Below are 14850 nucleotides of genomic sequence, written 5' to 3' on the forward strand. Positions count from 1 at the left end.
TTTTGTGTGGTAACTCTATTCTACACGAGGTCGTTATGGGTTTTTTTGTGTTTTCAGCTAGGTGTTGCACTTAATATTACAATTCGTCATACGAAAAACCAAGTCCAGGATTCGCGTCAGGAATTATTGAGCTTAAACGACCACCGGACACGAGCGACGAACCTATATGAATCGTGGCAAAGTCTTCAATACGAAATGCGTGGATTCGTCCTGTTAGGGGATGAGGCGATGCTCGAAGAAATCGAGCGGAAAAAAGACGCGATTAATCAACAAACAACGTGGTTCGAAAAAAATGCGCGTTTTAAAGAAGAAAAGCAATATGCAACGGATGCACGATCGTTATACAGTGCTTACACGCAACGCGTCATGCCTAGCCTGACGAACTATGTCGTGGCTAAAAAAGACGGTGACGTGACAGAGCCGTTTTTGCAGATGGCGACGCTCGGCAAAGTCACACAAGCCAAAACGCTTGATCCGGACCGGAAGTTCAACATCCAAACAAAAAGTGCAGCGGATATGAGCTCGAGCATCGTTGATATGGAAACGGTCTTTACGGAGTATCGCAACTCGCTGAACCAGCAAGAGTTGGCGGCACAAGAAAAGCTGGGGAAACAAGTAAATGCTTCACAAATTCTTGGATTCATCAATTTAGCTGTTCTTGTCCTCATCATTGCGTTACTAGTTCGTCCGTTTGTTGCGAGACTGACCCGTCAATTACGTCAGTTGAATCGAGAGAGCAGCCGCTTGGCACAAGGCGAAGATGCGACGCCGATCGAAGTCTTGAATGCAGAAGATGAGATTGGTGAACTGACGACGACCTTTAATCAAATGGCCGCATCGATTTCCGCTTAAAGGATGCAACTGGTCTCAAATAACGATGAACTGCAAAGCCAGCAAGAAGAACTCGTCGCACAACAAGAAGAATTGCAGACACAACAGGAAGAACTCGAAGAAGCACTTGATCTCACGTTACGTAACGAAACCCATCTTCGTTATCGCAACGAATTGACGGAAACCCTTGCTTCCCGTGAAACCTTGACGGCGTATCCAGCTATCATTGAGAAACTGATTACGATCACCGATGCGGAACTGGGGGCAATCGTCTTCCTCGAAGAAGACGAGTATACGGATATCGTGTCGTACGGAATGACGGTTGATCAGGAACGGAAACTCGTGACGTCCTCAATGTCGTTACTCGAGCGGGCACGGATGCATAAGCGGGCGGTTCGGTCGACGAAACAGGTCACAAGTAATCATCCGCTTCCGTATCCATACAGCATGTACGAAACCGTTGTACCGGTGATGGATCCGTCAACGAATACGATGATCGCGAGCATCTATCTCGTTCGTTATCGTGATCAATTTAATGATGACCAGACCGAAGAAATCTGGTCGTTCTCGCGTCAATTGGCATTATCCTTATTACGGATGCGTGTCTTTGACGAAATCGAACGTGAACGTGAGAAAACCTCGAAGCTGTTGCACTCGATCCGTGAAGCCGTCATCTACATCGAAGGCGGAAAAATCTTTGCCAATAAACCGTTGTTGGCGTTGTTCCACCACCCGGCACATGATCAGTTCAACGACGACGGTTTGATGACGCTTGATGTCAAAATCGAAGAGTTGGCCGTCCAAGTCGACCAACATGAAGCGTTTTTGGATTATATGGATCGTGTGTGCAGTCATGAGATACCGACTGAAGGATTGTCGTTATCACTCAATAAAGAAGAACGGTTCGTCCAGGTCTATGCGGAAGGGATTCATTACGGTGGTCGATTCCGCGGAACGATGCTCGTCTTACGTGATGTGACGATAGAGACGGGAATCGATCGGATGAAGTCAGAATTCGTATCGACGGTCTCCCATGAACTCCGGACACCACTCGCCTCGATCTTTGGCTACACGGAATTGATGCTTGCGAAAGATTTGCCGGAAAATCGACAACAACGCTACTTGACGACGATTCATACCGAGACACAACGTCTGACGAGTCTCGTTAATGATTTCCTCGACGTTCAGCGGATGGAATCGAGCCAACAGCAGTATCATTTCAAGGAGCTTGACCTTGCGAACTTGATTCAGGAAGTGGCAGAATTCCAAGCGGGTTCAGCGACACATCATGAGTTGAGTCTCGAGACGGGGGATGAACCGGTGCGACGGGTCGAAGCGGATGAAGCGAAGATGCGACAACTGTTTGGAAATCTGATCAACAACGCCATCAAGTATTCACCGGATGGCGGACAAGTTGAGTTAAGACTTGAAGAATTAGACGATCGGTTACGCGTCACGATTACGGACGAAGGTATCGGCATTCCGCGTCAAGCGTTACCGGAGTTGTTTGGTAAGTTTTACCGGGTTGATAATTCCGACAGCCGGAAAATCGGCGGGACTGGTCTTGGTTTGGCGATTTGTCAAGAAATCGTCCGGGCACATGAAGGGTTGATTCATGTGGAATCGACGGAAGGGAAAGGTTCGGTCTTTACAGTCGAACTGCCATTCGTTCAAGCAGATGTATTGCTTGAAGAAATCATTGAGGCACCAACATTTTCAAACAGCCAGCTTCGTAAACGATAAGTGGCGTTCCAAGTGTTGATGAGTACAGCAAAGACAGCAAGTTCTTCGGAACAAGCTGTCTTTTGTTTTGGGGAACGAAAGTGGATTGCAACTCAAGCGAAACGGGAAAATGATTTGTAAGAAACTACTCATTCTAATCAGAAAAGGAGTTGTTTTTAGATGAATCCTGTCCGTCCTCCTTGTTAAGTCGTGTTGCGTCGAAATATCCGGATTCTTTACCTGATTCGCTTTGCGACAGCTTGTATTCCGGCCTATGTCATCGAGCGGTTGTTCTGGGAGCAACGCGGGATGACGATTCAAGATGTCATCTATGCGGAAATCGTCTTCGCGTTGACGCTGGTCGTGTTGGAAATTCCGTTTGGTCTGATGGTCGACCGGTTTGGTCGTAAGATGGGTATGATCATCGGTACGTTGTTTGAGTGCCTCTCATTTATTGTTCTGCTTCATGCCTTCAGTCTGTCGTCCTTTTTAATCGCGATGGTACTTGCGGGAATCGGAACAGCTGCCATCAGCGGGACGGAAGACGCGTTGTTGTACGAGTCGATGCAACAGACCGGAGCAGGTGATCGGTTCGAGCAGACGGTCGGGCGAATGAACGCGGTTGGTCTTGGGACGGCAGGCGGGGCCGCTCTGATGGGGGCGTGGCTCGCGCAATCGTTTGATTTGATTACCCATTATTATATGTCCTTCTGTTTTTTAGTCTGTGCGGTGTTGGCGAGTTGTCTTTTGTCGGACACACACAGTGCACCGCAGTCGACCGAACGAACGAATGACAGTGGATGGTATCGTTTGGTGAAAAATCCGTCGTTTCTCCGCATCGTCTCGTTCACCGTCATGTTTGGTACGACGATCACCTTTTTGGATGAGTTTTGGCAACTGTATGTCCGGGATCAGGGGATTGCAGTTTCATGGTTTGGTATCATTCTGATCAGCTTAATGATGGCTCAGGGTATCGGTAATCTGTTGCCGAAACCAACAGGTCCGTGTACGGTTCTTTGTTATCTGTTGCTGCTGTATATGAGTGGAATTCTTCTGCTCGCCGTAATGGACGGCAGCTGGTCGCTGTTGGTGCTAATCGGTATTTTTTTGATCTATGGGTGGTCGGAACCTGTTTTGACGACGTTGTTGCAAGACTGTTTGCCGGACGAACGTCGGGCGACAGGCAGTTCGACGGTCTCGTTCGTCGAGAGTCTCGCGACGATGGCGGTGGGACTCGGTTTCGGACACATCAGCCAGGCGATCGGTTTAAACGGGGCGTACTTTTACCTCGGTCTGACCGGTCTGTTGCTGGGACTCGGAATGATGTTTGTCTTGCGGATAAGGGGAAAATAAGCCAATTCGGATTTTAGAAGGCTTACTTTTTCCTGTAGGAGTTGCGTGAAGAGAGTAATTCTTTTTTTACGAGATGAGGGTGGCAGACTTGTAATCTGCCACCCTCATCTGTGTCGAGATTGACTTTTTAGTCAGCCCCGGATTGTATTCAAAACATGGATCGATTACGAAACGTGGCGTTCCGCGGATGCGGAGACGGACTGTTGAAGCCGCCGTGCCGCAGGAAGCATTAACAGCGCGATGACAGCGGCAATCCAGTACACGATTTCGATGTTCAAGCGGTCCGCAAGCAGACCAAACAGTAAACTGCCAAGACAAAAACTGAGGGTGTAGACGGTTTGCTGCATGCTGTACACATAAGGTAAGCGGGCGATGGGTGTAGCTTCCTGCAACCGGGTGTTCATGTCAATGGCCCGTAATTGACTGGCTGCGCCTTGTACGATACAGGCAACGATGGCAAACACGACATGCGGTGCCGAGGCGAAGAGGACCGTCGCACCAATCGATAATACGACGCTGCTCAGCAACAAGGGCGTCCGCTTCGTGCGACGGAGCATATAGTAACTGCCGCCGATCATGCTGAGCAGGTAAAAGGCATTGAGAATGCCCCACCAGCTGCCGGATAATGCGAGATGCGTATCGATATAAACAAGAAACAACGCTGAGATCCAGGCGGTGCTCGCAAACGCATCGATGCCAAGTAACGTCGTATTGAGACGGGCAGCCGGATGCGTGCGGGTATATCGAAAACTGGATTGAAATGTTGGCGATTCGTCCGAATCTTCGACCGGATCAGCCAGTTGACGCACTTGACGATGAAACAACGTTGTCCAAAGGGTCGCTCCGATAAACAAGCCGAAGGAAATCATCAAAACAAGATGCGGCGAACCAACACTGACGAAAATGGCTCCAAGCGGCCACATCACGAGTTGGACGACTTGATTGGTTCCTTGGACCAAACTGTTTGCTTTTTGTAAATCATCGGTGATCCGAGGCAGGAAGGCACTCTCGATGGGACGTGCAAAACCATCGAGGAACGCAATCCAAACGACGCACACGAGAAGAGAAGCAAGGGGAAGATCGAGAAAAACGATCAGTCCCAGTGTGACGGTTTTAATAAGTTGGCTAAACAACAGCAAGGATGCATGTCGAAAACGTCGTGCAAGAGAAGCAAAGAAAAATCCGCTCATGGTCATGCCTGCTGTCACGGCAATCGGAAACAAGGCAGCTGTACTGGCTTGACCCGTTTGTTGGTAAAGGGTAGCGATGAGCGCGACGATGTAGAGCGCATCTCCCGCATTCGCTACCCACTGGCTGACCAGTAAAGTTGTAAATCGGTTCATCTAAAAAACCTCCACATCGTTCGTATTTAGTTGGTGGATGGATCAATAGATGGATTTACATCGGTCGCCCTCATTTCGTATTTTTTGATTGTATAAGGAAGATAATGGATTGTCAACGTTATCATTGATGTTATCGGGGTTTTAGACCGGTCGTTGTTTTTTCAACGCCCGCATATTGAGCAAAACGAACAAAGTCATGAAACCAGTCAAAACGATTAAATCAATCCAAATATCCGTGAAACCAGCGCCTCGGATCATGATGTTTTGCAAGGCGTCTGCGGCGTAGGTCAACGGCATCAAACGATTGATGACTTCCACCCAAGTCGGAGCATCGGTCAAATCAAAAAGTCCACTGAAAAAAATCTGCGGAACGATGGCGAGCGGGATGAACTGAATCAGTTGAAATTCCGTCCGGGAAAAACTCGACAACAGTAAACCGAGTGATAAGGCAACGCTGGCCGTCAAAAGATTTACGAACAAGAGCAGGAAATAGTTTCCTTCCTGCGTCACGTTCAGAACGTTGACGATAAACAATTGAATGAGGATCGTCTGAATGGTCACGAACAAGAAAAATCCGACGAAATAACCGAAGACGATGCTCGACCGTTTAAGGGGAGTCGCAAGCGTTCGTTCAAGTGTTCCGCTGGAGCGTTCCCGCAAAAAGCTGACACCGGCAATGATAAAGACAAACAAGAAGATGAAGAATCCCATCAAGGCGGGCGCGATTTGATCAAACAATTCCGCATCCGGACTACCGTACAAAAACTGGATGTCCGGTTTAGCGGTCGGAGGCACGACAGGGGACGGAGCGTCGAACGTCTGGTTCGTCAACTCGGTGAGTCGCTGTTGCAACTGCTTGACGGTCTCCGAAAGTTTTGTGTTCGTCGCGGTTGCCTGTTGTCCCTGAATCGTGATCAACGTCTCTTGAATGACTTGGAGTGCCGCGGCATTTTTCGAGACATCGCCACCTTCTATCAAAATCTCCGGTTGACCATTCTGATAGGTGATCAAGGCTTCAATCCGTTGATCATTGATCGCGTCCATGCCTTCGGCTTCCGTTTTAAAAGACTGTGTCTCGGTTTTGGAAGCTAATGTGTCTGCAAAGGCAGACGGTACATCAACCGTTCCGATTGTCACGTCGTCGGAACTCGACCCGAGAATCGTCGACAGTAAAAAGAGGACGAACAACGGAGCAAGGAACATCATCGCAATCGTTCGTTTGTCCCGGAAAATTTGGGAGATGAGACGTTCAGCTACCGTCAGAATTTGCATCATACTCGCTCCTTTTGAATGAAAGCTTCATCGATGGAACCAAAACGTTTAATCAAATCATCGGGGGTACCGGCTTCGATTAGACGACCATGTTGGATCAATAATAACCGATCGCAACGCTCCGCTTCATCCATGACATGTGTCGTGACGAGTACCGTTACACCGGACTGGCGCAGTTGTTCAAACTCATGCCAAAATGTTTTCTTAAGCGCGGGATCAATCCCGACCGTCGGTTCATCGAGCAACAGAAGACTCGGTTCGTGGATCAAGGCGATGGCCAGACTGAGCCGCCGTTTCATTCCACCGGAAAATTGATGGATCGGACGATCGGCATCTTTCTTCAAATCGACGAATTCAAGGACGGTTTCGATGCGCGCTCGAAGACGTGCTTTTTTTAAACCGTATAGTTTTCCGAAATACCGCAGATTTCCGCGCGCCGTTAAGTCTTCGTAAAGCGCATCCGACTGCGCCATGTAGCCGATGTTCTCCGCTTGGGCGAGCGAGGGTTGTTTTGTGCCGAGAACCATGATCGTTCCGGTCGTTGGTTGTTGCAGACCAATTAACGACTTAATTAAAGTCGTTTTTCCGGAACCACTCGGACCAATTAAACCGACAATTTCACCTTGACCAATCGAAAACTGGACATCGCTCAAGACCGTGCGTTTCCCGAACGTTTGGGAGTAATGGGTTACGTCAATCATACGATCACATCCCTTCTACTTCTTTATACCCGCTTCGACACCCGATGATGAATCTTCCGCATGTTTTTTTCCTGAACGTGGACGGTCCCACAGTAAACGCACCGTTACATAAAAATAGACGGCAGAGATGATGTAAAACAGACTGCCGATCGTTAAAAAATCAATCAGATAACCGGCAGCGATGATTCCAAGTGCCGACCATAAGGATGTCTTGAAATGATAGCGTCCGATTGTCCGGCCAATCGTCGTCAAGGCAAGTTCCTGCCGGGCCAGGATTGTTTTTTCCGTGTTCTTTTGCAACGCACCAAGTATCCCCATGATGATTTGAATCAGGTAGACGTGGCTGATGGACGTCACAATCGGTACGCACAATAAAACCAGTGCCATGCCAAACGTGTGGGTGACAAGCAACGACCGGTCGCCGAACCAGTCACTCAGACGACCGATTCCGAGGTAAGCGAACGCTGAAGTCAGCGTGAAGAGACCGTAGGCCAGACCAAACTGAGCATAGGAATCGCCAATTTGCCGGACAAGCAATAAATAAAACGGAAAAATGATACTGCTGCTCATTAAAATCATGCTTTGAATACGAACAAAAAGTGAATAGTTCATCATCGTCTCCTTACTTAAAATAGTCGAGATAAAATTGATTCATGAAAAGTCCATCGGGATCCTGCTGTTGTTTGGCTTCTTTGAAAGAAGCAGCATTCGGATACGCGTCATGGAACTGCTTGCGTGTTGCGAACGGATAGTACGGCAGGTAGTAACTGCCCTGATGTGCGAGTGTCGCATCAATCAACTTTTGGACAATCCGTTTCGTTTCGTTGATCGATACCGGATCCGTTTCCGTATTGATCAGCCAGACGAGGGCAAACATATCCTGTTTCGCATAGGACAAGGCAGCTGTTTCATCCTGCTCGACATACCGGATCGTGATATTCAAGACATTCAGTTCCTCGGCTGTCAAAATCGACCGCAATTGATCGATGTACGAGACAAACGAATCAACCGGCACGAAGTATTCCTGGAGTAATTCGGTTCGACCCGGACTCGTATATTCCATAAACGCACTGTCGGAACGCATGACATTGTTACGGGATTCGAACGTTCCACTCTGCTTCAGGAAATACGATTTCTGAAATGACCAAAGCTGATTTTTTCCGAAGTCGCTGTACCGGGAGATGCCGAGTAATGCTTTCGGCAAAGCGATGATGGTTTCTTGCTTGAGCGGTTCCTCTTCAATCGGAGTTGTCCGCTCTGTTTTACGATAGTTCGTGACATACATGTCTTTGAAAAATCCGTCCGGCGCGACAGAAATACGTCCGATGTGCATACGGACGTCATCGTCACCGAGGACATGTTGCCGGAAATAAGCCGGATAATCCTGATAATTCAAGGCAACAGTTTGCTCGGCGTACCATTCATCGTTTGTCAGTTTCAAAGTAACGTCCAAAATGATACCGAAGAGACCATATCCGCCGGGGACCAGGCGGAATAAATCCGCATGTTCCGTCCGGCTGACGTTGACGACGGAACCGTCCGCTTGCAACAGTCGAAACGAATCGACCGTATCAAGCAGGGAACCGTAACGGATATCCCGGCCGTGGACATTGACGCTGAGTGCGCCGCCGACTGTAAAGATATTCTGCGACTGCATGACTTGAATTGCCAGACCGTCCGGCTGAATCCGGTCTTGAATTTCACCCCAGGTGGCGCCGCTTTGGACGGTAATCCGTTTCGTTCTGGGAGTATAGTCTAGAATCTGATCGTACTTGGTCATATCAAGGACTGTCGTGTCCGGCAGATATGTCTGCCCGCCTTGACTGTGTTGCATACCGGCAATCGACACCGTCTCCTGGCGTTGTTTTGCTTGCTCAATCCAGGACTTCAGGTCATCCGTCGAAGTTGCCGACCGAATCTGTTTGACACGGGTCGGGAGTAATTTCGACTGGTCGGAACTGGTCAGGACCGGATGTTGATAGGCCCAAAGTGAAAAACTAAAAACCGTCATATAAACTACCATGACGGTACCAACAGCTATTCGTTTCATTGTTTATAGGTCGGCGGAGACCTGTGACTTCAGTCATGTGAGGAGCCGACCTCCACCTCCTTCTAGTTGGATGTCGACGAGCCATGTCGTCGCTCTTTCAAGTAGTGTCAGTTTCTTATGGAAGCGGATTTATGAACACGGACTCCTTGTAGCGTCCTAAGATCGAAATAGCCGGTCTTACGTCTTCCGAAAACGAAACACGTCTGTCCCTCGTAGTGTACCTTGTCGAACAGTTGATAACCGTGGACAAAACGCTCCGCTTTGTTCGCCTTTCTCTTACCCTTTTTACCGATGGTCATCTTATGCAGTTGACGGTTGTTCGCGCGTACCTGTCGGAAAAGATACGACACCTTCGGTTCTTCCGGTAATGGATTCCCGCTGATGCAACGTGCGTCGACAGCATGACGCTTCTCGAGTCCATTTTGAATGCGTATGTTCTTCGTGAGGAAGCCATAGGTCAGTTTGACGTAAGGATACGTTTCTTTGACAGCATTGTAGATGAACCAACGCATGACTGTCATCTGCGAGGCATCACGGAAAGAACGTGATTTACGTTGGAAAAGATGCTCCAGTTTTTCCTTGTGAATCTTCTTGTGGCACGTCTCACAGAGTGTGAGGAGATTATCTGGTGCATCCCCACCAGTGCGACGGCTTTCGATATGATGGACGTTCAAGATCTTGTCCTTCGATTTTCCTTTGCAGTGCTGACAGATGTGCTTGTCTCGGAAGAAGACATATTCCCGGACGTTCCAAAAACCGAGTTGGTCTCCCTTCTGATACAGATCACCCGATATGTCAGGACTCTTGATCTTTTGGATGTCGAACTGAGCGACTTCAATCGTTAGATGTTTGATCGGCAACAGACGATGAATCATCCGGATGAGTTTCAGATGGGCATCGACTTTATGCTGAACGGATGGCGCAAGCCACCCTTTGGGTTTCTTACGATTAAGAAAACGCGCTTGACGGTAACGTGTCTTCCGGCTTCTTCTTGCGCTTCGCATGGCACGTCGTGTCGCCAATAGGTCTTGGATGTCGGTACGCAGTTGTACTTCTCCTTCGAGCAATACCTTAGTGGATGTTGTCGCTGAGAAACCGATATGTTTCGTTCCGGCATCAACGCCCAGTGAAATTTCTTGCTTATATCCACTTGATCCGAACAATAGCTGAATGGTGAATGGAGTTTGTTTGACCAACTTCGCTTTGCTATTGTGTAATAATTTTCGTGCTTTACTTGGTTTGCATGGCATCAATGGTTCACCATGATGGTTTAGTACGAAAACGAACATCACGTTTTCCTCCTACGAGTTTATTGTTCTTCGTCAATGTTGGAAGGGCTTTTTCCATCTGCAACACCGTCCCGACCCAACAGGACTTTTAATTACAGACGACAGAGCAAACGGCTAGAACGGGCACCGAGAGGTGTCATGACCCAACCAACGGAGTTCGTGAGAACTGAGACTAGTCATTTTCAGGCTTTCACAAGCCCGTCACTTTAGTGATGGGTAATTGACACATCCTCCTAGGATTTGATTGAAATGTCGACCGGATCAAATGGGTGAGACAAATGGGCTGTCGCGGCTTCCGCTTCAGCGAGGGATGGAGTTGAACTACTTATTTGTTGGCGGCGCAAGCGGTAAGCACGCTCGAGGCGGCTGGTCAGTAAGTTGGCAAAGAACACGAGCAAAGCCAAAGCGATTGCCGGAACTAAAAACAGATGGTTGATCCAGGAGACAGCAGTGAACTGAAAGAAATAATAACCGAACTGGGAAGCCCATTCAAAAATCGTTGGGGCAGCATTGCCTTCAAACAAGACAAGTGTTCCACCGAAAAATAAGCCGAACAACGAGAGGTGGATTAAGACCATCAATGTCTGGACAAACTGTTGCATGAAGACAATCGTCAAGGTCGGCAACAGGTGCGGCCAAATATGTATCCGGAATTGATAGTCCGGACGCCCACCGAGTGTTCGGGCGACAAGCATGAACTCTTGAGCGAGCAGTTGCCGGGTTTCACCGATGAAATACAGAACGAGAGCCGGTAAACCGAGTAACGTCAAGACACTGATTTCAAGGAAGACACGGGAGAGCGTAGACGGAATCTGTGCAGGATCGATGAACTGGAAAGCCGGTAACAGAACAAATAACGCAATCAGCGAAATCGGGATGATCAAGAAACCGTCTAACAGAAGTCGTAATACCGTATACAGCCGTTTCTTCCGAAAAGCGAGCGGAATGCCAATCAGCAGCGCGAGAGCGATTCGGGCAAAGGCGATGCTGACGCAAATACCGATCGTCCACTTGGCACCTTCAATCATCACTTGAAACAAATCATTCCCGGAACGATCCGTCCCGAGCCACCGCTCCGCAGACGGTTCAAGCGGCGAGGTGGCGATAAATGTTCCATCCTTCGAATAGAGGTTCTGAATTTGATCGACCTGTCCATCACGAAATACAGAATTGGCAAAACTGAGTATCAGTAAGGTCCCGAAGAACAGCAGACACATCCAAAAGACGGGGTCACGCAATAAAACACGTCTCATGAAATCTCTCCTTTCCACGAGCGGGGGATACAAAGTTCTGCCACTGTATCCAAAATGAAAAAGGGTACATATATGAGGAGCAACAAGACGAGTAATACCGAAAAATCTTGATTGATCAAGATAAAACGGAACAGTCCCTGAACGTTAAAAGCATATTCGATGACGACCAGGCTCGACATAATCGTAATGGTGTTGGTCCGGAAAAACAGATAAAACCGATAAAACAGATTGGGCATCAATTGTTGCCAAAATAGTCGGGACGAGTGGATGCCTTTAGCACGGGCCAACTCCAGGTAGCTTGCGCTCTGTTCTTCCTGAATCCGACCGGTCAGCCACTTGATGAAGAAAAAGACGGTCGTCAATGATAAGGTCAAAATCGGCAGGAAACGGATCGAGTCTGCGAATCCGCCGGCAATTTCAATTTTATTAAATCCGGTCGTCTTAAATAAAAAAACGATGATGGACTGGGAAACAATGATCCAAAATAAATCGGGAATCATTTCAAGGAGCCGGGCGGATTGTGTCAGGATGGATCGGGTTTTGGACCCGGTCCGGTAAAACAAAAAGGCATAAAGCAACGCCACGACCGATGAACAGATCAGCGCACTGGTGAAGATGACGAGCGTTTCCTGAATGAACGGCTGGAGATCAGGCATCAGCGGTCTTTTTTCGGAAGCGGTGACATTGTAATATGTCAACGGGGCGGAAGTCGTCAACAGACCGAGCTGTTGTTGGACCATTTTGAAATAGCCCGGAAAATCCGGTCGCATCTGAACGATTAAACCCGGCAGAGCACTGATACCGACTAAAACAAGAAAAGCAAATACAAGTTGAATGGTTTTACGAATGATAAACGACGACATGTTGTTCCTCCTACACTAGCAGTTTAGCCGATAGCCTGAATGAGATCATTGCCAATTTGAATCAATTGACTGTTGCGGTGTTTCCGGCGTGTGACATACCGCTCGAATTGTCCGGTCGGAATATAGGTATCCCGCGTCGACAGTGTCGAAAGCGTCAACAGGATTTGTTTCAGTTGAGGCTGCCCTTCCTGAAGCTTCAAATGGGACATCCGGTTGTTTACGTCGAGATGGTTTAAAAACAATTCAACTTTACAGCCTTCTTTAATCAGCTCACTTGCGAGAAATGCTGTCTGATCAATGAACGTCTCAAAGTTCGTATGCAGTCCGTAACCGCTTGGTCCGGACAGATTCAAGGCGAGCGTGAACGTATCCTGATTGCTCGTCTCAAAGACCTTGGCCTGCAACCGGCCGGTTTTCGCTGTCGCATACCAATCAATTTCCTTGGATGGTTCTGACGTATACGGTTTAGCGCCCAGTTGAACCAGTTTGTTTTTCAGCGGTGAGTAGCGATCCGCGCGGTCCCCGATCCGCAGACGGTTTAACAGGAGCGGTGTCGCCTGTGCCGTCAACGAAGGAAGGACCGTAAATTGAGGAAAGTCATCAAAGGTAAATAGATAGACTCCCATCCGCCAAGGCAGCCGGATCGTTAAGATCAGTTCGTCAAAATGGGCCGGTCCACGCCGCATCACCTGAATCGGAATCTCGAGTTGTTCGTCCGATTCAATGACCGCGTGATAGGTGTGCGGGTGAAGCGGATCCATTTCGGGAAAGATCAGACCATCTTCCGTATGCAGCCGAAGTGTGGTTTTTAAACCTAGCTTTTGCAGGGCTTCGAGACCAAAGAGTTGTAAGCGTAATGAGGTGGATTCCTGATTAAACATCAACGGTTCGTAATGTTTCCACTCTAAGGCAATGTCCCGCCTTAATTGTTTTTCGGTCTGACCGACGACATAGTGAATGGTCCCAAGGGTGGCAAACAAAAAACCGAGCAACGATAGTCCCGGGATGAATAAGAAGACGAACGTCAAAATGATATAGACGGAAAAGAGCCGGCGCTCGAGCCAAAAGGGAACCGAACGTTCGATGTGCATGACATCACCCCATTTCAACCGGGACCGGGATGTCGTCAAGCAGATGCAGTAACAAATCAGCTTTCGTCGTTTTGATGCCGCCTTCAAGCGTCAGCATCAAACGGTGAGACAAGACATGCTTCGCCAAGTATTTGACGTCTTCCGGAATGATGAAATCGCGTCCGTTGAGGAAGGCATAACTTTGTGATGCCCGAAGTAAAGCAATCGCACCACGGGGACTGACCCCGACTTCGACGAGAGCATGGTGACGGGTTGCCTGGACGATCGACAATAGATAATCGAGTACATCCTGAGACGCATGAACGCGCCGTGCTTCTTCCTGCCATGTAATCAAGTCGCCGCCCGTCGCGATACCAATAGCCTGTTTACGGACATTAGCCAATACTTCGTTCAACAGTTGCCGTTCATGTTCAAGATTCGGATACCCGACTTCGATTGCCACCATAAAGCGGTCAAGCTGGGCGTCTGGAAGTGGGAACGTTCCGGCAGATTCAATCGGATTCTGCGTGGCAATGACAAAAAACGGAGCCGGCATCTGATAGGTCGTCCCGCCAATCGAGACTTGCCGCTCTTCCATCGCTTCAAGCAGAGCGGACTGGGTCCGCGGAACAGCCCGGTTGATTTCATCGATTAACACGACATTCGCAAACAGGGGACCCCGTTTGTTCTCAAATTCCTGTGTTTTCATGTTAAAGAAGTCGGAGCCGATGACGTCAGACGGCAGGAGATCAGCCGTGAACTGAATTCGGGAAAAGGCGCTGTCAAAACTGTTGGCGAGTGCCTTAGCGAGCATCGTCTTCCCGGTCCCCGGCACATCTTCAAGCAGAATATGCCCTTCGGCGATCAAGGCCGTTAAACACAAATCGATGACATCGGATTTCCCAAGATAAATCGTATTGAGCTGGTCTTTTAATTGGTGTAGTTTCACTATGTACACCTCCATATCATGAAATGAAATTCAAACAGCTGTTTTGACAAAGATTTAGGAAGTAAAGGGCTCATCACCATAAGGTGTGGTTGACACATAAAATCCATCGGATTTTAAATCGAACATAGAAAAAAAGCGAAAACCCCGGTATCGT

At 48.4% G+C, this 14850-nt stretch carries 13 protein-coding genes; 3 read left to right on the forward strand and 10 right to left on the reverse strand.

Features of this window, described 5'->3' with window-relative positions; genetic code table 11:
- Nucleotides 1–45 precede the first annotated feature (45 nt).
- From KNQ13_RS16035 to KNQ13_RS14285, 3 genes are all read left to right on the forward strand, one after another.
- Entirely contained in the window at nucleotides 46–852 is an 807-nt protein-coding gene (locus KNQ13_RS16035; RefSeq protein WP_251135819.1) for a HAMP domain-containing protein, read from the forward strand.
- A gap of 3 nt (nucleotides 853–855) precedes the next feature.
- Nucleotides 856–2574: a sensor histidine kinase gene (locus tag KNQ13_RS14280; protein WP_251027480.1), complete on the forward strand. Its 1719-nt coding sequence runs from the start codon at nucleotides 856–858 to the stop codon at nucleotides 2572–2574.
- A 192-nt stretch (nucleotides 2575–2766) separates the two neighbouring features.
- Nucleotides 2767–3906 carry an MFS transporter gene (locus KNQ13_RS14285; RefSeq protein WP_251027481.1) on the forward strand — a complete coding sequence of 380 codons (1140 nt, stop codon included), beginning with the start codon at nucleotides 2767–2769 and terminating at the stop codon, nucleotides 3904–3906.
- A gap of 164 nt (nucleotides 3907–4070) precedes the next feature.
- Here the strand turns inward: KNQ13_RS14285 and KNQ13_RS14290 are convergent, their stop codons facing one another.
- From KNQ13_RS14290 to KNQ13_RS14335, 10 genes are all read right to left on the reverse strand, one after another.
- Nucleotides 4071–5249, reverse strand: a complete 1179-nt coding sequence (locus KNQ13_RS14290) for an MFS transporter (RefSeq protein ID WP_026831087.1) — start codon at nucleotides 5247–5249, stop codon at nucleotides 4071–4073.
- Nucleotides 5250–5390: 141 nt separating this feature from the next.
- Nucleotides 5391–6521: an ABC transporter permease gene (locus KNQ13_RS14295; protein ID WP_026831088.1), complete on the reverse strand. Its 1131-nt coding sequence runs from the start codon at nucleotides 6519–6521 to the stop codon at nucleotides 5391–5393.
- Nucleotides 6521–7222 carry an ABC transporter ATP-binding protein gene (locus KNQ13_RS14300; protein WP_014969945.1) on the reverse strand — a complete coding sequence of 234 codons (702 nt, stop codon included), beginning with the start codon at nucleotides 7220–7222 and terminating at the stop codon, nucleotides 6521–6523. The genes KNQ13_RS14295 and KNQ13_RS14300 overlap by 1 nt, the downstream gene beginning before the upstream one ends.
- Before the next feature lie 15 nt (nucleotides 7223–7237).
- On the reverse strand, nucleotides 7238–7834 hold the full coding sequence (locus KNQ13_RS14305; protein ID WP_014969946.1) for an MFS transporter: 597 nt from the start codon (nucleotides 7832–7834) through the stop codon (nucleotides 7238–7240).
- 10 nt (nucleotides 7835–7844) lie between these two features.
- On the reverse strand, nucleotides 7845–9272 hold the full coding sequence (locus tag KNQ13_RS14310) for an FAD-binding oxidoreductase (protein ID WP_026831089.1): 1428 nt from the start codon (nucleotides 9270–9272) through the stop codon (nucleotides 7845–7847).
- A 107-nt stretch (nucleotides 9273–9379) separates the two neighbouring features.
- Entirely contained in the window at nucleotides 9380–10561 is a 1182-nt protein-coding gene (gene iscB, locus KNQ13_RS14315) for an RNA-guided endonuclease IscB (RefSeq protein ID WP_236624416.1), read from the reverse strand.
- Nucleotides 10562–10794: 233 nt separating this feature from the next.
- Nucleotides 10795–11814, reverse strand: coding sequence for an ABC transporter permease (locus KNQ13_RS14320; RefSeq protein WP_026831090.1), 1020 nt, complete (start codon nucleotides 11812–11814; stop codon nucleotides 10795–10797).
- Nucleotides 11811–12677, reverse strand: a complete 867-nt coding sequence (locus tag KNQ13_RS14325; protein ID WP_026831091.1) for an ABC transporter permease subunit — start codon at nucleotides 12675–12677, stop codon at nucleotides 11811–11813. The genes KNQ13_RS14320 and KNQ13_RS14325 overlap by 4 nt, the downstream gene beginning before the upstream one ends.
- A 23-nt stretch (nucleotides 12678–12700) precedes the next feature.
- The gene (locus KNQ13_RS14330) at nucleotides 12701–13768 is read right to left on the reverse strand and encodes a DUF58 domain-containing protein (protein ID WP_026831092.1); all 1068 of its coding nucleotides are present in this window, start codon (nucleotides 13766–13768) and stop codon (nucleotides 12701–12703) included.
- Between the two features lie 4 nt (nucleotides 13769–13772).
- Complete coding sequence (locus tag KNQ13_RS14335) at nucleotides 13773–14696, reverse strand: AAA family ATPase (RefSeq protein ID WP_034774555.1); 924 nt, start codon at nucleotides 14694–14696, stop codon at nucleotides 13773–13775.
- Between the last annotated feature and the right edge of the window lie 154 nt (nucleotides 14697–14850).

This window comes from Exiguobacterium sp. s128 (genome assembly GCF_018618815.1).
GTDB lineage: Bacteria > Bacillota > Bacilli > Exiguobacteriales > Exiguobacteriaceae > Exiguobacterium_A > Exiguobacterium_A antarcticum.

Bases quoted from the DNA above. Each gene is read 5' to 3' on its own strand.
- KNQ13_RS14290 (WP_026831087.1), bottom strand. From the start codon at position 5,249: ATGAACCGATTTACAACTTTACTGGTCAGCCAGTGGGTAGCGAATGCG.
- KNQ13_RS14295 (WP_026831088.1), bottom strand. From the start codon at position 6,521: ATGCAAATTCTGACGGTAGCTGAACGTCTCATCTCCCAAATTTTCCGG.
- KNQ13_RS14300 (WP_014969945.1), bottom strand. From the start codon at position 7,222: ATGATTGACGTAACCCATTACTCCCAAACGTTCGGGAAACGCACGGTC.
- KNQ13_RS14320 (WP_026831090.1), bottom strand. From the start codon at position 11,814: ATGAGACGTGTTTTATTGCGTGACCCCGTCTTTTGGATGTGTCTGCTG.
- KNQ13_RS14325 (WP_026831091.1), bottom strand. From the start codon at position 12,677: ATGTCGTCGTTTATCATTCGTAAAACCATTCAACTTGTATTTGCTTTT.
- iscB (WP_236624416.1), bottom strand. From the start codon at position 10,561: ATGTTCGTTTTCGTACTAAACCATCATGGTGAACCATTGATGCCATGC.
- KNQ13_RS14305 (WP_014969946.1), bottom strand. From the start codon at position 7,834: ATGAACTATTCACTTTTTGTTCGTATTCAAAGCATGATTTTAATGAGC.
- KNQ13_RS14330 (WP_026831092.1), bottom strand. From the start codon at position 13,768: ATGCACATCGAACGTTCGGTTCCCTTTTGGCTCGAGCGCCGGCTCTTT.
- KNQ13_RS14280 (WP_251027480.1), top strand. From the start codon at position 856: ATGCAACTGGTCTCAAATAACGATGAACTGCAAAGCCAGCAAGAAGAA.
- KNQ13_RS14310 (WP_026831089.1), bottom strand. From the start codon at position 9,272: ATGAAACGAATAGCTGTTGGTACCGTCATGGTAGTTTATATGACGGTT.